The following is an 18,454-nucleotide window of genomic DNA, read 5'->3' on the forward strand; positions in this document are numbered from 1 at the left end:
TGTCTGTTCTTTCATTTCGAAACAAGCTGCTCTGAGTGTCTTTATTTTGTTTAGTTAGTTTGTTGCTTTTATTCAGCTTTCAACTCTCTTGCGCTTCTTCTTCAAAAACGCTTGAGGTTGTATAGTTAAGCCTCTCGGGCAATTAGTACACGTTAGCTCAATGTATCACTACACTTACACACCGTGCCTATCTACGTCGTAGTCTCCAACAACCCTTACAGTCTTATAGACTGGGATGACTCATCTTGAGGCAAGTTTCGTACTTAGATGCTTTCAGCACTTATCTCTTCCGCATGTAGCTACCCAGCAATGCCTCTGGCGAGACAACTGGAACACCAGTGATGCGTCCACTCCGGTCCTCTCGTACTAGGAGCAGCCCCTCTCAATCATCCAACGCCCACGGCAGATAGGGACCGAACTGTCTCACGACGTTCTAAACCCAGCTCGCGTACCACTTTAAATGGCGAACAGCCATACCCTTGGGACCTACTTCAGCCCCAGGATGTGATGAGCCGACATCGAGGTGCCAAACACCGCCGTCGATATGAACTCTTGGGCGGTATCAGCCTGTTATCCCCGGAGTACCTTTTATCCGTTGAGCGATGGCCCTTCCATTCAGAACCACCGGATCACTATGACCTGCTTTCGCACCTGCTCGACTTGTCTGTCTCGCAGTTAAGCTTGCTTATACCATTGCACTAACCTCACGATGTCCGACCGTGATTAGCAAACCTTCGTGCTCCTCCGTTACTCTTTGGGAGGAGACCGCCCCAGTCAAACTACCCACCAGACACTGTCCGAGACCGCGTTCCGCAATCTTCGTTAGAACATCAAACGTTAAAGGGTGGTATTTCAAGGACGCCTCCACAATCACTGGCGTGACTGCTTCAAAGGCTCCCACCTATCCTACACATCAAAATTCAATGTTCAGTGTCAAGCTATAGTAAAGGTTCACGGGGTCTTTCCGTCTAGCCGCGGGTACACCGCATCTTCACGGCGATTTCAATTTCACTGAGTCTCGGGTGGAGACAGCCTGGCCATCATTATGCCATTCGTGCAGGTCGGAACTTACCCGACAAGGAATTTCGCTACCTTAGGACCGTTATAGTTACGGCCGCCGTTTACTGGGGCTTCGATCAGGAGCTTCTCTTTCGATAACACCATCAATTAACCTTCCAGCACCGGGCAGGCATCACACCCTATACGTCCACTTTCGTGTTTGCAGAGTGCTGTGTTTTTAATAAACAGTTGCAGCCAGCTGGTATCTTCGACTGGTTCAGCCTTCGGGAGTAAATCCCTACAACCTACGCCAGCGCACCTTCTCCCGAAGTTACGGTGCTATTTTGCCTAGTTCCTTCACCCGAGTTCTCTCAAGCGCCTGAGTATTCTCTACCTGACCACCTGTGTCGGTTTTCAGTACGGTTTATCTTCATCTGAAGCTTAGTGGCTTTTCCTGGAAGCGTGGTATCAGTTACTTCATCTCCGTAGAGACTCGTCATCATCTCTCAGTGTTAGTAGGAGCCCGGATTTGCCTAAGCTCCCCACCTACCAACTTAAACAGACATCCAACAGTCTGCTAACCTAACCTTCTCCGTCCCCACATCGCAATGAAGACAAGTACGGGAATATTAACCCGTTTCCCATCGACTACGCTTTTCAGCCTCGCCTTAGGGGCCGACTCACCCTGCCCCGATTAACGTTGGACAGGAACCCTTGGTCTTCCGGCGAACGAGTTTTTCACTCGTTTTATCGTTACTTATGTCAGCATTCGCACTTGTGATACGTCCAACAGACTTCTCAATCCATCTTCATCCGCTTACACAACGCTCCCCTACCCAACAGTATTTCTACTGATGCCGCAGCTTCGGTGCTATATTTTAGCCCCGTTACATCTTCCGCGCAGGCCGACTCGACTAGTGAGCTATTACGCTTTCTTTAAATGATGGCTGCTTCTAAGCCAACATCCTAGCTGTCTAAGCCTTCCCACTTCGTTTCCCACTTAATATAGACTTTGGGACCTTAGCTGGCGGTCTGGGTTGTTTCCCTCTCCACGATGGACGTTAGCACCCACCGTGTGTCTCCTGAGTATCACTCTTCGGTATTCGCAGTTTGCATCGGGTTGGTAATCCGGGATGGACCCCTAGCCGAAACAGTGCTCTACCCCCGAAGGTGTCCGCTCAAGGCTCTACCTAAATAGATTTCGGGGAGAACCAGCTATCTCCCGGTTTGATTGGCCTTTCACCCCCAGCCACAAGTCATCCGCTAATTTTTCAACATTAGTCGGTTCGGTCCTCCAGTTAGTGTTACCCAACCTTCAACCTGCCCATGGCTAGATCACCGGGTTTCGGGTCTATACCTTGCAACTATCCGCCCAGTTAAGACTCGGTTTCCCTTCGGCTCCCTTATTCAGTTAACCTCGCTACAAAATATAAGTCGCTGACCCATTATACAAAAGGTACGCAGTCACCCCAAAAGGGCTCCCACTGCTTGTACGTACACGGTTTCAGGTTCTATTTCACTCCCCTCACTGGGGTTCTTTTCGCCTTTCCTTCACAGTACTGGTTCACTATCGGTCAATCAGGAGTATTTAGCCTTGGAGGATGGTCCCCCCATCTTCAAACAGGATTTCTCGTGTCCCGCCCTACTTGTTGTTAGCCTAGTACCACAATTTACTTTTTAAGTACGGGATTATCACCCTCTACGATTGAGCTTCCCAGCTCATTCCTCTAAGTTAAACTGCTATCACTAACTGGCTCTTTCGCTTTCGCTCGCCGCTACTTACAAAATCTCGGTTGATTTCTTTTCCTCGGGGTACTTAGATGTTTCAGTTCTCCCGGTTTGCCTCACTTGCCTATGTATTCAACAAGTGATAGTAGATTCTTCATCTACTGGGTTTCCCCATTCGGACATCTTGGATTAAACGCCTCTTATCGACTCATCCAAGCTTTTCGCAGATTAGCACGTCCTTCTTCGCCTCTGATTGCCTAGGCATCCACCGTGTACGCTTAGTCACTTAACCATACAACCTCAAACATTTTTATTCGAAGTCGATATTAACTACTAAACACTTGACTGCTTTTGTTCAGTCAAGATTTTCTTACTACTCAGACTTTCTTTCGAAAATCTCTCAGTTTTTCAGCTTGTTTCCAAATTTTTAAAGAACAATTCGATAATCACTTATCTTTCGACAAAAAAATCATCTTTAAATGGCGTCCCCACGGGGATTCGAACCCCGGTTACCGCCGTGAAAGGGCGATGTCCTAGGCCTCTAGACGATGGGGACAACATTTAAAGATGCTTTCCACTTTGCCATTATAACATATTCTCTTCACTGTCTACAATTACCAAACAATCTGTGTGAACACTTGCAAATCGCTTCATCTAGGTAAGGAGGTGATCCAACCGCAGGTTCCCCTACGGTTACCTTGTTACGACTTCACCCCAGTCATGAATCATACCGTGGTAAACGCCCCCCTCTCGGTTAAGCTATCTACTTCTGGTACAACCCACTCCCATGGTGTGACGGGCGGTGTGTACAAGGCCCGGGAACGTATTCACCGCGACATTCTGATTCGCGATTACTAGCGATTCCGACTTCATGGAGTCGAGTTGCAGACTCCAATCCGGACTTAGATGCACTTTCTGAGATTCACTCCACCTCGCGGTATCGTAGCCCTCTGTATGCACCATTGTAGCACGTGTGTAGCCCTACTCGTAAGGGCCATGATGACTTGACGTCATCCCCACCTTCCTCCAGTTTATCACTGGCAGTCTCCTTTGAGTTCCCGACCGAATCGCTGGCAACAAAGGATAAGGGTTGCGCTCGTTGCGGGACTTAACCCAACATTTCACAACACGAGCTGACGACAGCCATGCAGCACCTGTCTCATAGTTCCCGAAGGCACTTCCGCATCTCTGCAGAATTCTATGGATGTCAAGAGTAGGTAAGGTTCTTCGCGTTGCATCGAATTAAACCACATGCTCCACCGCTTGTGCGGGCCCCCGTCAATTCATTTGAGTTTTAACCTTGCGGCCGTACTCCCCAGGCGGTCGATTTATCACGTTAGCTACGGGCACCAAGCTTAAAGCCCAATCCCCAAATCGACAGCGTTTACAGCGTGGACTACCAGGGTATCTAATCCTGTTTGCTCCCCACGCTTTCGCACATGAGCGTCAGTATTTTCCCAAGGGGCTGCCTTCGCCTTCGGTATTCCTCCACATCTCTACGCATTTCACCGCTACACGTGGAATTCTACCCCTCCCTAAAATACTCTAGCGACCCAGTATGAAATGCAATTCCCAAGTTAAGCTCGGGGCTTTCACATCTCACTTAAGTCACCGCCTGCGTGCCCTTTACGCCCAGTCATTCCGATTAACGCTCGCACCCTCCGTATTACCGCGGCTGCTGGCACGGAGTTAGCCGGTGCTTCTTCTGTGACTAACGTCAATTGCTTGTTCTATTAAAACAAACACCTTCCTCATCACCGAAAGAACTTTACAACCCGAAGGCCTTCTTCATTCACGCGGCATGGCTGCATCAGGGTTCCCCCCATTGTGCAATATTCCCCACTGCTGCCTCCCGTAGGAGTCTGGACCGTGTCTCAGTTCCAGTGTGGCTGGTCATCCTCTCAGACCAGCTAGAGATCGTCGGCTTGGTAGGCCTTTACCCCACCAACTACCTAATCCCACTTGGGCTCATCTTATGGCAGGTGGCCCGAAAGTCCCACCCTTTAGTCCTTAGACATTACGCGGTATTAGCTACAGTTTCCCGTAGTTATCCCCCTCCATAAGCCAGATTCCCAAGCATTACTCACCCGTCCGCCACTCGTCAGCAAGAAAGCAAGCTTTCTCCTGCTACCGTTCGACTTGCATGTGTTAAGCCTGCCGCCAGCGTTCAATCTGAGCCATGATCAAACTCTTCAATTCAAAAAGTTTAATCGCTCAATATGTACTGACTATAAAAAATCACTTTATATGAATTTCAAGTTAAGCACTTATCAAGACTTCAAAATTAAAAAATATTTTCAAACAAAGTCAATCAACAAGTGCCCACACAGATTGTCTGATAAATTGTTAAAGAGCAAAAAAGAACGACGCACTGTCAAATTTAACTACTCACAACAGCGCGTCGTTGTGTGCGGTGCATTATAGAGAAATTCAAATCCAACGCAAGTACTTTTTGCAAAAAATTTGAAAAAAATGATCTTTTGATGAAATAAAGATCGAAAAGGGCAGATAAAATACAAAAAGCGGTGATCTTTTAGTATTTGCAAAATATTTTAAAGATATCACCGCTTGTATATTTATAACTTATTTAGCAATTTGTCCAAATTTGCCTTCTTGAACATCGCGCATTGCTTGAAGAATTTCTGCATCTGTATTCATCACAAATGGCCCATATCCTACAACAGGCTCATTCAGTGGCTCACCTGTAAGAATCAATAATTTTGCTTCATTATTTGATTCAATCTGCACATCTTTACCTCCTCGCTCAAAGGTTACTAACTGACCTCTACGCGCAATATCTTCTCCATTAATTTGCACAGTACCATCTAACACTAAAATGATAAGATTATGACTTTCAGGTACGGCGAATATATGTGCTTTACCAGCATTCATCACAACATCCCACATATTAATCGGACTGAAAGTAGATGCTACTCCCGAAGTACTTGCTAATTCCCCTGCAATGATACGTGCAGATCCTGCATTATCTTCAAGCTGTACTACAGGGATTTCTGCTGAAGTAATTGCTTGATATTTCGGTGTAGTCATTTTATGTGACTTCGGCAAATTGACCCAAAGTTGCACCATTTCAAACATACCACCTTCTTTAGAGAAACGCTCTGAATGAAACTCTTCATGCATTACACCCGAACCTGCCGTCATCCATTGCACATCACCAGCACCGATAACTCCGCCACCGCCGTAAGAGTCGGCGTGTGCCACTTCGCCTTGGTACGCAATCGTCACAGTTTCAAAGCCACGGTGTGGATGCTCGCCAACACCACGGAAATCTGATTTACGTCCACCGTCAAAATGACGAGGCGGGTTATAATCCATCATTAAAAACGGATCTAAATTTTTATCCGTATCGTTGTAAGTAAACATAGACTGTACATGGAAACCATTACCAACCCAATGTTTTTGTGGTGCATAGTGTACATTTGCGACTTTTTTCATTTTGTTATCCTTTGTTAATTATTGAATATAGCGAGTTTTCAGTAACATCGCTCTTGATGACACGCATTATACTATCTCAATATAATTGATAAATATCATTTATATCAATAAACTATTTCAAATTAACGAATAATAAAAGGGAAAAATCGTAAATTAAGTTAAAATCATTATAATAGCTACCCTTGCAAGCGGTACGATTCTGTAAAAATTTTGCAAAATCGTACCGCTTGTTTATTCATCGTGGTTCGTAAACCTCCCACGCAAAAAAACTAAGGAATACATATGAACAAAAACAAAAAAGCTATTGTCATTTTTTCTGGAGGGCAAGATTCTACTACCTGTTTATTTCTTACTATTCAAGCATTTGGAAAGAGTAATGTTGAAGCGATTACCTTTCAATATGGGCAAAGGCACGCTATTGAGTTAGAAAAAGCACAATGGATTGCTCAAGATCTTGGAATAAAACAAACGATAGTTGATACATCTGTTATTAAGACAATCACATCAAACGCTTTAATGGATGAGCAATCAGAAATCCGGCAAATAGGTAATACACCAAATACCTTTGTTGATGGGCGAAATGCTCTCTTTTTACTTTATACGGCTATTTATGCTAAAAGCCAAGGAATACAAACGATTTATACTGGTGTCTGTGAAACTGATTTTAGTGGCTATCCAGATTGTAGGGATGTTTTCGTCAAATCAATGAATGTGACACTCAATTTGGCGATGGACTATAATTTTAATATACTCACACCACTCATGTATCTCACGAAAAAAGAAACGTGGGCGTTAGCCGATCAATTAGAGGTATTTGACTATATCCAAGCATATACTCACACCTGTTATCTCGGTGTGGAAGATGGTTGCCATACTTGTCCGAGCTGTCTGCTACGCGAAAAAGGGTTGAATGAATATTTAGAGGAAAAACAGAATTCTTAAAATTTTCAATAACAAAAAACGGAGCTTTCGCTCCGTTTTTTCGCTTAACGCATAGTCACAAACTCTTCCGAGCCTGTTGGGTGAATGGCGACTGTGTTATCAAAATCAGCTTTAGTTGCCCCCATTTTGATTGCCACTGCAAAACCTTGAATCATTTCATCCACCCCGAAACCAATGCCGTGTAAGCCGACAATTTTCTCTTCCTTACCGACACAAACTAATTTCATGCGGCAAGGTTGGCGATGTTGTGTTACTGCGCTGTACATTGGAGTGAAAGAAGATTTATAGACTTTCACATTCTCCGCACCATATTGCTCAACCGCTTTTGGCTCTGTTAAACCAATAGTACCAATCGGCGGATGGCTGAAAACCACGGTTGGAACAAGGTTGTAATCTAAATGTTCATTAGGTTTGTTATTGAATAAACGCTCTGATAAACGACGACCTGCCGCCACGGCAACAGGCGTTAATTCAATTCCGCCTTCAATAATATCGCCTACGGCATAGATGCCTTCAACATTGGTATTCTGGAATTTATCCACCTTCACAAAGCCACGTTCATTTGTGGCCACGCCTGCGACTTCAAGGTTAATCACGTCTGTTGCTGGCTCACGACCAATCGCCCATACCAAGCAATCTACGCTTTGTTCTTCACCATTTTCCAATTTTAACGTTAAAGAACCGTCCGCATTTTTAACAACTTCTTTCGGAATCGCGTGAGTATGAAGTTGAATACCATCTTGGTTCATCACTTCTAATAAGGTTTCTACAATAAGCGGATCGAAATTACGTAAAGGAGCGTGTTGGCGAACGAATAAATGAGTTTCTGCCCCTAAGCTATTTAATACGCCGGCTAATTCAACGGCAATATAACCAGCCCCCACAACCGCAACACGTTTTGGTACATCGTTTAAGGCAAAAACACCATCAGAATCAATGCCATATTCCGCCCCTTTAATCGCAGGGCGACTTGGACGACCGCCCGTTGCAATTAAAATATGATCTGCCGTAATTTGCTCTACGTCACCGTCCGCCAACGCAACTTCAACGGTATTCTTATTCACGAATTTTGCAAAGCCACGAATAACATTCACATTATTCTTTGCCAATACATTGTTGTAAGAAGTATGAATACGTCCAATATAGGCTTGGCGGCTTTCAACCAACTTACTGTAATCAAAATGATTAACCGTCACATCAAAGCCATAATCTGGGGCATAGTGGTTGATCGCTTCAGCAATTTGAGCGCCATAGAACATCACTTTTTTCGGCACACAGCCTACGTTTACGCAAGTTCCACCGAGGTGTTTAGCCTCAATAATCGCACATTTTTTGCCATAGCTTGCTGCTCGATTAATTGAAGCAATACCGCCACTACCGCCACCAATAGCGATATAGTCATAATGTTTAGTCATAAAAAAGATTCCTTAATAAATACAAGCGGTGAGATTACCGCTATTTTTTGCAAAATTAGTGTTTAGTGTGAGCAACACTGTTTAATAATTTATCGGTGTAAGCCACTCCAATCGCCGATAAAATAAAACCAACATGGATCAATAACTGCCACATCATTGTTTCAGAGCTTAATTTTGAGGCATTGATGAAGGTTTGAAGCAGATGGATCGATGAAATACTAATAATCGCCATCGACAATTTCACTTTCAGTACGGAGGCATTCACATGATCAAGCCACTCTGGTTGGTCTGGATGATTATCCACATTTAAGCGTGAAACAAAGGTCTCATAGCCTCCAACAACAACCATAATTAATAAGTTCGCAATCATAACTACATCAATGAGATTTAACACGGCTAGCATAATCGTGTTTTCATCCATTACGCCGAGATTAACGACTAAATTCCATAAGGATTTTAAGAATTTATACGCATAAATCCCCTGTACAACAATCAATCCCAAATAAATCGGTAATTGTAGCCAACGGCTTGCAAAAATAATTTTGCTGAAAATGCTCTGTTTTAATTGAATATTTGTTTGTGAATCCATAGTTGCCAACATGAATTGAAATTAATCATAGTGCGATTTTAACAATTTTTTTAGATAATATGTAGAGCTTAGATAAGATGAATATAGACAAGGAAAACATGAATACCGTATCGATTATTGGATTAGGCTGGTTAGGTCTTCCGCTTGCTCACCATTTAAAAACACAAGGCTGGGAAGTCTCTGGAACAAAGCGAACAGCTCTAGCAGTACAACAAATACAAGAAGAAGGAATAGATTGTATCCAACTCGATTTATCGTTGTCTTACATTCCAAGCGAAATTCTCAATAGCCAAAGAATGATTATAAATATTCCGCCATCTCGTTCAGAAGATAACTATATTGAAGGGATCAAGCGGTTAGTTTCTCTCGGGATTTTGCAAAATCTAGAACACGTTATTTTCATAAGTTCTACCTCTGTCTTTCCTAATACTCAAGGCATATTTGATGAGGAAAGTCCAACGGAAATCACATCCCCGACAACTCAAAAGCTCGTTGAAGTTGAACAATGGCTACTGACCCTTGATATTCATTGCGATATTTTGAGACTTGGTGGACTCATTGGGAAAAATCGACATCCGATTCATTATTTAGCTGGAAAAAGCAATTTGTCTGGCGCCAATCAACCTGTTAATTTAGTCCATCTTAATGATTGTATTCGGGCTATTCAACTACTTCTGGAAACACCTCAAAAACAACGAATTTATCATTTATGCTCACCTTTACATCCAACTCGATCAGAATACTATGGCGAAATAGCCAAGCAATTCCAATTAACGCCCCCACATTTTTTACCTGATAATCAACCGATGAAGAGGATTATTGCCGCAAATAAAATATGCCAGCAACTTGGCTTTGATTACCAATATGCTGACATATTTAAAATATAAAATCATCCTAAGTTTTATTTTTTAAAACCCTGTCCATTGTTCCATGAGACTGTATAGTCCGTTGAAAGCCTTGCACTTGGCAATGCAGGAACTGCTGCTTTACCAACAGCGAGTAACATGACAGGGGCATAACGTTCAGGATCAATTTCTAATACATTCAACACAGCATGGCGATCGAAAATACCAATGGCATGGCTATCATAGCCCTTTTCTTTCACAGCTAGCATCAGTTGCATTGCAACTAAGCTAGAATCAATCAGCACTTGATCTCTAATTTCTTGTGGCGTTAAGCTATTATGTACTCCCATTAAGAAATTGAAAGAATTTTGACGAAAATTTTGGTGTAAACAGCCACTTGCAATAGAGTGATCTAACACATCATCTAATAATTTTTCATAATGCAAATCGGCTAAAATAAAAATCACAGCTGAAGCACTATCACAAGGTGGCCCATTAAAAGCGACTTTATCTACAAGCTGTTTTTTCTGTTCATTATCATCAACTACAACAAATCGCCAAGGCTGTAGATTTGCTTTAGATGGAGCTAACTGTGCGAGCTCAATTATTTCGAGAATTTCTTCACGAGGAATTTGCACGCCACTTTGAAACATTTTAATTGTTTTACGTTGTTTAATTGCATCAATCAGTTGCATAATATCTCCATTTATTTTTAACGCGCCCAAGCTTCTTCCGTTAGGCGTTGCCCAAAATGGCTTTCAATTAATCTAATCGTAATAGGATGTTGCGGGTTTAATAATAACTCTTTGGCATTACCATACTCCACAACTTCACCTTTATCCATCACCATCAATTTATCTGCAATATGTTTAATCAGCCCTAAATTTTGCCCAACATAAATATAAGAAAGGCCTAATCGTTCTTGTAACGTTAACATCAAATTGGTCAACTGTGTTTTTAATGAGAAATCTAAGGTACTCAACGTATCATCAATAATGATCACTTCAGGATTTAAAATCAGCGCTCTTGCCAACGCAATACGCTGTTTTTGACTGCTTGATGTCTCTTTAATATGTACTAGTGCATGTTCAGGATACAAGCCAACGAGTTTTAAGGTTTTGAATATCCGTTCATTGCGTCTTTCTTCTGAAAGATTGGTCGCGAGTTTCAAAGGTGAATCTAAAATTTGCCCGATATTATAATTAGGATCAAAAGCATCATTCGGATCTTGAAAAATCATTCGGATCTTTTTTGCTCTAAATGCGTAATCACCATAAACCAATTCATTGTCTTTGAAAAACATTTTGCCTGAAGTCGGCTCAGTAATTCCGACAAGCATTTTCGCTAAGGTTGATTTTCCCGCCCCGTTTGCTCCGATGATCGCAAGGGTTTCTTGATGATATAAGTTAAAAGAGACATTTTTTACGGCATAAAAGTCTTGCTTACGGAAAATGCCTATGCGATCAGTAAAGCGTTTGCTAATGGATTGAATATCGAGAAGTGGAAGTGCCATAATCTTTGTCAATAAAGAAAGACCGCTTTTGCAAGCGGTCTTTTTAGTTAGATTTTTTACAAATTACAATACATCTACACAATTTAAGTCAATGAAAGATTGCTCTAAGCGTTTAGACATAGACTCTTCCATTTTGCGTAACCAAACGCGTGGATCGTAGTATTTTTTGTTTGGTGAATCAGGACCTTCTGGGTTGCCTAATTGACCTTGTAAGTAATCTTTGTTTGCATTGTAGTAATCTAAAATACCAGCCCATGATGCCCATTGTGTATCGGTATCGATGTTCATTTTGATTGCACCGTAGCCGATTGCTTCACGGATCTCTTCTTGTGAAGAACCTGAACCACCGTGGAACACGAAGTCGATTGATTTCGCTGGAAGATTACGCTCTTTAGAAACAAATTCTTGTGATGCACCTAAGATAGATGGTTTTAATTTTACGTTACCTGGTTTGTAAACACCGTGTACGTTACCAAACGCTGCTGCAACAGTGAAACGTGGGCTTACTGGGTTTAATGAATCGTAAACGAATAACACATCTTCTGGTTGTGTATATAAACGTGACTCATCAACATCGCTGTTATCTACGCCATCTTCTTCACCACCAGTGATACCGATTTCGATTTCAAGGGTCATACCAATTTTGCTCATACGCTCTAGGTATTTTTTGCAGATTTCCATATTTTCTTCGATTGGCTCTTCTGAAAGGTCAATCATATGTGAAGAGAATAATGGACGACCTGTTTCAGCGAAGTGTTTTTCACCTGCGTCTAACATACCATCGATCCATGGAAGTAATTTTTTCGCAGCATGGTCTGTATGAAGAATCACGGGCACACCGTACTCTTTCGCTAATTCGTGAACGTGTTTTGCACCTGCGATTGCACCTAAAACATCTGCACGAGCACCGCTTGCTGGTTTGATACCTTTACCAGCGTAGAATTGAGCACCACCATTTGAGAATTGCACGATAACTGGTGCTTTAACACGAGCTGCTGTTTCTAATACTGCATTTACTGAATCTGAACCTACGCAGTTTACTGCTGGAAGTGCGAAATTGTGTTCTTTTGCATATGCAAAGATTTTTTGTACGTCATCACCTGTTACAACGCCTGGTTTTACAATGTCTAATAATTTTGCCATTTTGATTTACCCTCAATAATTCACAATTTGTAGGGACACACTGCGTGTGTCCATCAGGATTTCAGTAGCGGACACACTCAGTGTGTCCCTACGAGAACGTTTAATTAACCGTTCGCACGTTTCTCTAAAATTTCAACCGCTGGTAAAACTTTGCCTTCTACAAATTCTAAGAACGCACCACCACCTGTTGAAATGTAAGAGATTTTATCTGCGATACCAAACATATCAATTGCTGCTAATGTATCACCACCACCTGCGATTGAGAATGCACCGTTTGCTGTCGCATCAACAATAGCTTGAGCAACCACTTCTGTACCTTTACGGAAGTTAGGGAACTCAAATACACCAACTGGACCGTTCCAAAGGATGGTTTTTGCATTACGGATAATTTCTGCTAACTCTTCCGCTGATTTATCACCGATGTCAAAGATTGATTCCTCAGCAGTCACTTCGTTTACTGCTTTGTGTGTTGCTGGCGCAACATCAGAGTATTCTAAACCAACACGCACATCAACTGGAACAGGAATGTTTGTTGCTTTAGATAAACGTTGTGCTTCAGGGATTAAATCTGCTTCGTATAATGATTTACCTACATTGTGGCCTTCTGCCGCAATGAATGTATTTGCGATACCGCCACCTACGATTAACTGGTCAGCGATTTTTGAAAGGCTGTCTAATACAGTCAATTTAGTTGAAACTTTTGAACCACCTACAATTGCAAGCATTGGGCGTTGTGGTTCTTTTAATGCTTTACCTAATGCATCTAATTCTGCTGCAAGTAATGGACCTGCACAAGCAACTGGTGCGTATTCTGCTACACCGTAAGTTGAACCTTCCGCACGGTGAGCCGTACCGAATGCGTCCATCACGAATACATCACAAAGTGCTGCATATTTTTTCGCTAACTCAGGATCATTTTTCTTCTCACCTTTGTTAATGCGTACGTTTTCAAGTACTACGATTTCGTTTTCTTGTACATCAACGCCATCTAAGTAATCACGCACTAAGCGAACAGGAACCCCTAAATCTGAAGCATTTAAATAATCAACCACAGGTTGTAACGAATTTGCTTCTTCAAATACACCTTCTGTCGGACGACCTAAGTGCGATGTCACCATCACTTTAGCCCCTTTTTGTAAGGCTAATTTTAACGTTGGGATTGTTGCACGGATACGAGCGTCTGATGTGACTTTGCCATCTTTAACTGGCACGTTAAGGTCTGCACGAATGAAAAGGCGTTTACCTGCTAGGTCAAGATCTGCCATTTTTTTTACGGACATAGTTAGTTCCTCTTTTGATTTTCAAAAATAAAAAACAGGGTGATTATATCAGTTTCCATTACATTTTGGGTAATGTAGATCAAATTATTCGTTGATCTTATGAATTTCTTCATAAAATAAAGTAATTATATTCTTTGACATAGACTTTCTAAAAATATTTCAAGAGAGTAAAGGTAATTTATTCTTTAACATGCAAAAAACGGCCACAAAGTGACCGCTTGTAATGCATCGAAGTACTGATTACAACCAGAATAAATAACCTACAGTAGCAATCACGAAGATACAAATAATATTGAGCCAAAAACCTGCTTTCACCATTTCACTCTGCTTGATTTGTCCCGTACCAAATACAATCGCATTTGGTGGTGTTGCAACTGGCAACATAAAGGCACAAGAAGCCCCTAATCCAATGATTAAAGCAAGCCCGACTGGTGGCATATTTAATGCTTGAGCAATAGAGATAAAAATAGGAACTAATAGTGCCGCACTCGCTGTATTTGATGTAAATTCGGTTAGAAAAATAATAAAGGCTGCCACAATTAAACCAATTAAGTAAAAGTGTCCCCCTTCAATCATAAAGACAATACCATCAGCCATAACTTTACTTGCCCCAGTTTTACCTAATACTGCACTTAAAGTTAAGCCACCACCGAAAAGCATTAATACACCCCACTCGGTATTACTTTGAATATCTTCCCAGCTCGCAACACGTGTGATACAAATTAACACGGCCGCAAAAAGTGCAACAATACTATCAAAACTTGCAATTTTTCCCTCTAGCCCTAACAACCCAGAAAGTGCTGGATTTACCTTATCTCCAAAAACCCAACAGAATGCAATTAATCCAAAAATCGCTAAAGTAATGATTCTATCTCGATTTAATTCAATAGTTTCAAAACTATGTTCAAAGGTTACATTAAATTTAGGTTTAAAAACAACATAGAGGGTACCGATCATTAACGGCATCAAAATAAACATTATTGGTAAACCGTATTTTAACCAATCAGCAAAACTTAAATTTAACTGAGAAGCAACAATAGCATTTGGAGGACTTCCTACTAAGGTTCCCATTCCACCAATACTTGCACTATATGCGATACCTAATAAAACAAATATATAAGTATTATGGTTTTCATGTTTATCTAGTTTACTAAGAATTCCCATTGCTAAAGGTAACATCATGGCAGCTGTTGCGGTATTACTCATCCACATAGACAAAAATGCGGTAACTGAAAACAGATAAACAACAGCAACGGATAACTTACCACGAGCCATAGCCATAATTTTATTCGCAATTAAACGATCAAGTTGCTGAATATGCAACGCAGTCGCTAACGCAAAGCCACCAAAGAAAAGGAAAATAGTTGGATCCGCAAATGCACTTAATGCCTCTTTAGATTTCACTAATCCGAGGCCAATCGCTAAAATTGGAATTAATAATGCGGTAATAGTGACATGCAATGCTTCGGTTAACCATAACACTGCAACAAAGACCAATAAAGCAAGTCCTTTCGTTGCTGCTGGTTCAAAAGGTAATGTATTCAGTAATACAAAAAATAAAATAATATCAAAAATAAGGATTAGCCCATTTCTCATAGTTTTATTGTCTGTTGTGACAGGTTGTTGAGTTGTTGCTGACATAGCTTACTCCCACATGATGAATAAATTGGAGCTACTATAACAAACTGGAGTTTTAAAAAAACAAGCAACCGCTGAATTTGTGAGTCACCTCACAATTTTTTAACCTTGAATTGTCAAACCAAGTGCAACGTTTTTTTGAAGTAAACTTCATAAGGTGTTTTCCAACCTAAACATTTACGTGGTCGTAAATTCAGTTTATTGACCACCTGTTGAATATCAACTTCGCTCCACTGATTGATGTCTTGGTGCTTCGGAAAGTATTCACGAAGTAACCCATTTGTATTTTCATTCGTTCCCCGTGTCCACGGTTGATGCGGCTCGGGGAAGTAAAATTCTACACCCAGTGCTTCTGTTACCAAACGATGTTGGGCAAATTCTTTACCACGGTCTGGCGTAATTGACCGCAATATATGTGAATCCAGCAATTCAATCATGGCTTTTTGGACTGCTTCGGCTTTTTTGGCAGGAATTTTCTTCACCAACTCAAAACGACTTTTGCGTTCCGTCAGCGTCAGCAAACAAGCTCCACCCGCTTTACCCAGTACGGTATCGGCTTCCCAATGCCCAAAGCGACTGCGATTTTGCGCCGAAATGGGACGGTCGTTCAAATGGTTGGATATCTGAATTTTGCCACGTTTTTCATGATGATTTTTTGTATGCCGTGTTTTGCCTTTGTGGCGCAGTTTGCGACTGGCTTTGCGTTCGCCTATATCAAACAACCCTGAATAAATACCACGATAAATGGTTGAATAACTAATGGATAATTCAGATTTTTCCAATTTTAATCGTGCGCTGATTTGTTCGGGCGACCAGTTTTCTGTCAGAAACTTTTCTTGCACCAAATTGAAATATTCAGGCTGCTCTAATTTGCGCTGTGCTTTGCTGTTTTGACGATGCTTCAAATAGCTGTTTTGTGCGTTCGTTGCACTGTAGCTTTCTAGAGCGTGTCGTTTCAGCTCGCGAGAAATGGTGCTGGAGCTACGTCCCAGTGCTTTGGCAATTTCTGCTTGTTTTTTGCCCTGTGCGAGTAAAATCATTATCTTTTCTCGCTCGTTTATTGTAAGATGTCGGTAGGAAGTACTCATCATTTGGAAATGGTTTTTGTGTGGAAACAAAATTATATTCTAGTTGATGAGTACTTCTTTTTTTGTTGCACTTGGATTGTAAATTCAGCACAAAATAAAAGGCGGACGATACTCGCCTGCCTTTTGTAAATTTTTTAATCAATCTAACCGCTTGTTATTCGCGCTTCTTCTTTAATTGTTCTTCTTTTAATAACTCTTTCTTCGCCAACTGCAACGTCTGACGAATTTCACGTTTACTTTGCCAAACTAACAAACCGACAGAAAGAAAGGTAATCCCATAAGAGAGCCATACATAGAAGCCGTAACCGCCCATTGAGAAAAAATCACTAAGTGATGCAAATTGAAAGGTCATATTCTCTCCTATTTACTTAATTTTGCGAGTTCACGCACCCAAGGGCGTTTGCGTTCGTCTTGAAGTAAAGCACTGCGATAACGCACGATGCTTAACCAAATCATAAAGATCATTGAGCCGAAAATCGCCAACAATAATGGGATTAACATTTCGGTTGCCATTGAGGGTTTATCAAATTTAGTGATGGTTGCCCCTTGATGTAGCGTGTTCCACCACTCTACTGAGAAGTGGATAATCGGTAAGTTGATAACGCCTACCATTGAAAGTACACCAGCTGCCTTTGCCCCTGTATTTTTATCTTGGAAAGCAGAATAGAGTGCCATCACGCCAAGATAGAGGAAAAACAACACTAAGGCTGAGGTTAAACGTGCGTCCCATACCCACCAAGTTCCCCACATCGGCTTGCCCCAGATTGCCCCAGTCACTAGAGAAAGAAAGGCAAAAACCATGCCAATCGGTGCCATTGAGATCATTGCTAGATGTGCTTGACGGATTTGCCATACGGCTGCAATTAATGCAGCAACAGCCATTGAGCCATAAACACCCATCGACCAAATCGCGGCAGGAACGTGAATGAAAATAATGCGATAACTATCGCCTTGTTGATAATCTTTTGGGGCAAAACCCAAGCCAATAATAAATGCAGCTAAAAGTAGCAAACAACTTATGCCACCTAGCCAAGGCTGCACTTTCCCTAGCAAGTGGTACTGTGTTTCAGACTTTGCATAAGGGTGTAACCATTTCCACATAAAAACTCCAAATTATTGCAAAAAATTTGCCTAAACTAACCGCTTGTTATTGCAAGCTGACACGTAATGCCCCAGCAATAGCAAAAGGAGAAAAGGTCAATGCTAAAGCTAACATTGCCCCTAAAATAGCAAGTTGCCCTGTATAGCCCATATTTAAGGTTGAGGCTTCTAACACAGCGGCAGCGAAGATTAACACAGGTAGAAAGAGCGGTAAAATCAATAAACTGAGTAGCGTACCGCCTTTTCTTAGCCCAACGGTTAATGCAACCCCGATTGCCCCAAGGCAACTTAAAATCGGTGTACCTAACAATAGGGTTAAAACCAATGCCCACCACACTTCTGTTTCAAGCGAAAGCAAAATCGCCGTAATCGGCGAAAGCAGAATTAAAGGCAATCCAGTTAATAACCAATGAGCAATCACTTTTGCTAACGCCACTTGCGGCAAGCCGACGGGAAGCAACATCAACTGCTCTAATGAACCGTCTAAATAATCATCACGAAATAGTCGCTCAAAAGAGAGCAAGGCTGAAAGCACCGCCGCAACCCACGCAGTTCCAGAGGCTATTTTAGCGAGTAATTCAGGATTAGGGCCCATTAAAAGCGGAAACATTGTGATAATAATCAAGAAAAACCATAAAGGGTTTAAAATTTCCGCAGGTTTACGAAAGGCTATGGTTAATTCTCGTTGAATAATGGTCAGTAAAATCATAGGGTTAT

At 41.7% G+C, this 18,454-nt stretch carries 14 protein-coding genes, 1 tRNA gene, 2 rRNA genes and 1 riboswitch; of the genes, 2 read left to right on the forward strand and 15 right to left on the reverse strand.

The window, feature by feature from the left end:
- Positions 1-121: 121 nt before the first annotated feature.
- The 4 genes from EXH44_RS02450 to EXH44_RS02465 form a co-directional block, all read right to left on the reverse strand.
- Positions 122-3,019: ribosomal RNA gene (locus tag EXH44_RS02450) — 23S ribosomal RNA — on the reverse strand.
- A 188-nt stretch (positions 3,020-3,207) separates the two neighbouring features.
- A tRNA-Glu gene (locus EXH44_RS02455) sits at positions 3,208-3,283 on the reverse strand.
- A gap of 103 nt (positions 3,284-3,386) precedes the next feature.
- Positions 3,387-4,926, reverse strand: a 16S ribosomal RNA gene (locus tag EXH44_RS02460).
- The 16S and 23S rRNA genes sit together here with 1 tRNA gene alongside, the layout of an rRNA operon.
- A gap of 384 nt (positions 4,927-5,310) precedes the next feature.
- Positions 5,311-6,183 (reverse strand): pirin family protein, encoded by an 873-nt coding sequence (locus EXH44_RS02465; protein ID WP_162856121.1) that lies wholly within the window; start codon positions 6,181-6,183, stop codon positions 5,311-5,313.
- Between the two features lie 234 nt (positions 6,184-6,417).
- A riboswitch (PreQ1 riboswitch) is annotated at positions 6,418-6,462 on the forward strand.
- Between the two features lie 3 nt (positions 6,463-6,465).
- Here EXH44_RS02465 and queC point away from each other — a divergent pair.
- The gene (gene queC / locus EXH44_RS02470; protein WP_162856122.1) at positions 6,466-7,125 is read left to right on the forward strand and encodes a 7-cyano-7-deazaguanine synthase QueC; all 660 of its coding nucleotides are present in this window, start codon (positions 6,466-6,468) and stop codon (positions 7,123-7,125) included.
- 44 nt (positions 7,126-7,169) lie between these two features.
- Here the strand turns inward: queC and gorA are convergent, their stop codons facing one another.
- Positions 7,170-8,540 (reverse strand): glutathione-disulfide reductase, encoded by a 1,371-nt coding sequence (gorA, locus tag EXH44_RS02475; protein WP_162856123.1) that lies wholly within the window; start codon positions 8,538-8,540, stop codon positions 7,170-7,172.
- A 55-nt stretch (positions 8,541-8,595) separates the two neighbouring features.
- Positions 8,596-9,129: a TIGR00645 family protein gene (locus tag EXH44_RS02480; protein ID WP_162856124.1), complete on the reverse strand. Its 534-nt coding sequence runs from the start codon at positions 9,127-9,129 to the stop codon at positions 8,596-8,598.
- 98 nt (positions 9,130-9,227) lie between these two features.
- Between EXH44_RS02480 and EXH44_RS02485 the strand changes: the two genes are divergently transcribed.
- Positions 9,228-10,016 (forward strand): SDR family oxidoreductase, encoded by a 789-nt coding sequence (locus EXH44_RS02485; RefSeq protein WP_162856125.1) that lies wholly within the window; start codon positions 9,228-9,230, stop codon positions 10,014-10,016.
- A 14-nt stretch (positions 10,017-10,030) separates the two neighbouring features.
- On the opposite strand, the gene EXH44_RS02490 is transcribed toward EXH44_RS02485, so the two are convergent.
- The 9 genes from EXH44_RS02490 to ccmB all read right to left on the reverse strand — a co-directional run bounded on the left by EXH44_RS02490 (position 10,031) and on the right by ccmB (position 18,446).
- Positions 10,031-10,669: a nitroreductase family protein gene (locus EXH44_RS02490; RefSeq protein ID WP_162856126.1), complete on the reverse strand. Its 639-nt coding sequence runs from the start codon at positions 10,667-10,669 to the stop codon at positions 10,031-10,033.
- A gap of 17 nt (positions 10,670-10,686) precedes the next feature.
- Positions 10,687-11,487 (reverse strand): peptide ABC transporter ATP-binding protein, encoded by an 801-nt coding sequence (locus EXH44_RS02495; RefSeq protein WP_162856127.1) that lies wholly within the window; start codon positions 11,485-11,487, stop codon positions 10,687-10,689.
- 63 nt (positions 11,488-11,550) lie between these two features.
- Complete coding sequence (fbaA, locus tag EXH44_RS02500) at positions 11,551-12,630, reverse strand: class II fructose-bisphosphate aldolase (RefSeq protein ID WP_162856128.1); 1,080 nt, start codon at positions 12,628-12,630, stop codon at positions 11,551-11,553.
- A 104-nt stretch (positions 12,631-12,734) separates the two neighbouring features.
- Positions 12,735-13,910 carry a phosphoglycerate kinase gene (locus tag EXH44_RS02505; protein WP_162856129.1) on the reverse strand — a complete coding sequence of 392 codons (1,176 nt, stop codon included), beginning with the start codon at positions 13,908-13,910 and terminating at the stop codon, positions 12,735-12,737.
- 240 nt (positions 13,911-14,150) lie between these two features.
- Positions 14,151-15,551 (reverse strand): DASS family sodium-coupled anion symporter, encoded by a 1,401-nt coding sequence (locus EXH44_RS02510; protein ID WP_244238741.1) that lies wholly within the window; start codon positions 15,549-15,551, stop codon positions 14,151-14,153.
- Positions 15,552-15,664: 113 nt separating this feature from the next.
- The gene (locus EXH44_RS02515) at positions 15,665-16,639 is read right to left on the reverse strand and encodes an IS30-like element ISApl1 family transposase (protein WP_075283441.1); all 975 of its coding nucleotides are present in this window, start codon (positions 16,637-16,639) and stop codon (positions 15,665-15,667) included.
- Between the two features lie 151 nt (positions 16,640-16,790).
- Positions 16,791-16,988 carry a heme exporter protein CcmD gene (gene ccmD / locus EXH44_RS02520; protein ID WP_162856130.1) on the reverse strand — a complete coding sequence of 66 codons (198 nt, stop codon included), beginning with the start codon at positions 16,986-16,988 and terminating at the stop codon, positions 16,791-16,793.
- Positions 16,989-16,996: 8 nt separating this feature from the next.
- Positions 16,997-17,737, reverse strand: coding sequence for a heme ABC transporter permease (locus EXH44_RS02525; RefSeq protein WP_162856131.1), 741 nt, complete (start codon positions 17,735-17,737; stop codon positions 16,997-16,999).
- A gap of 46 nt (positions 17,738-17,783) precedes the next feature.
- Positions 17,784-18,446, reverse strand: coding sequence for a heme exporter protein CcmB (gene ccmB, locus EXH44_RS02530; RefSeq protein WP_135675549.1), 663 nt, complete (start codon positions 18,444-18,446; stop codon positions 17,784-17,786).
- Positions 18,447-18,454 lie beyond the last annotated feature (8 nt).

The sequence above is a fragment of the Actinobacillus indolicus genome (assembly GCF_004519515.1).
Lineage (GTDB): Bacteria > Pseudomonadota > Gammaproteobacteria > Enterobacterales > Pasteurellaceae > Glaesserella > Glaesserella indolica_A.

Bases quoted from the DNA above. Each gene is read 5' to 3' on its own strand.
- EXH44_RS02465 (WP_162856121.1), bottom strand. From the start codon at position 6,183: ATGAAAAAAGTCGCAAATGTACACTATGCACCACAAAAACATTGGGTT.
- queC (WP_162856122.1), top strand. From the start codon at position 6,466: ATGAACAAAAACAAAAAAGCTATTGTCATTTTTTCTGGAGGGCAAGAT.
- gorA (WP_162856123.1), bottom strand. From the start codon at position 8,540: ATGACTAAACATTATGACTATATCGCTATTGGTGGCGGTAGTGGCGGT.
- EXH44_RS02480 (WP_162856124.1), bottom strand. From the start codon at position 9,129: ATGGATTCACAAACAAATATTCAATTAAAACAGAGCATTTTCAGCAAA.
- EXH44_RS02485 (WP_162856125.1), top strand. From the start codon at position 9,228: ATGAATACCGTATCGATTATTGGATTAGGCTGGTTAGGTCTTCCGCTT.
- EXH44_RS02490 (WP_162856126.1), bottom strand. From the start codon at position 10,669: ATGCAACTGATTGATGCAATTAAACAACGTAAAACAATTAAAATGTTT.
- EXH44_RS02495 (WP_162856127.1), bottom strand. From the start codon at position 11,487: ATGGCACTTCCACTTCTCGATATTCAATCCATTAGCAAACGCTTTACT.
- fbaA (WP_162856128.1), bottom strand. From the start codon at position 12,630: ATGGCAAAATTATTAGACATTGTAAAACCAGGCGTTGTAACAGGTGAT.
- EXH44_RS02505 (WP_162856129.1), bottom strand. From the start codon at position 13,910: ATGTCCGTAAAAAAAATGGCAGATCTTGACCTAGCAGGTAAACGCCTT.
- EXH44_RS02510 (WP_244238741.1), bottom strand. From the start codon at position 15,551: ATGTCAGCAACAACTCAACAACCTGTCACAACAGACAATAAAACTATG.
- EXH44_RS02515 (WP_075283441.1), bottom strand. From the start codon at position 16,639: ATGATGAGTACTTCCTACCGACATCTTACAATAAACGAGCGAGAAAAG.
- ccmD (WP_162856130.1), bottom strand. From the start codon at position 16,988: ATGACCTTTCAATTTGCATCACTTAGTGATTTTTTCTCAATGGGCGGT.
- EXH44_RS02525 (WP_162856131.1), bottom strand. From the start codon at position 17,737: ATGTGGAAATGGTTACACCCTTATGCAAAGTCTGAAACACAGTACCAC.
- ccmB (WP_135675549.1), bottom strand. From the start codon at position 18,446: ATGATTTTACTGACCATTATTCAACGAGAATTAACCATAGCCTTTCGT.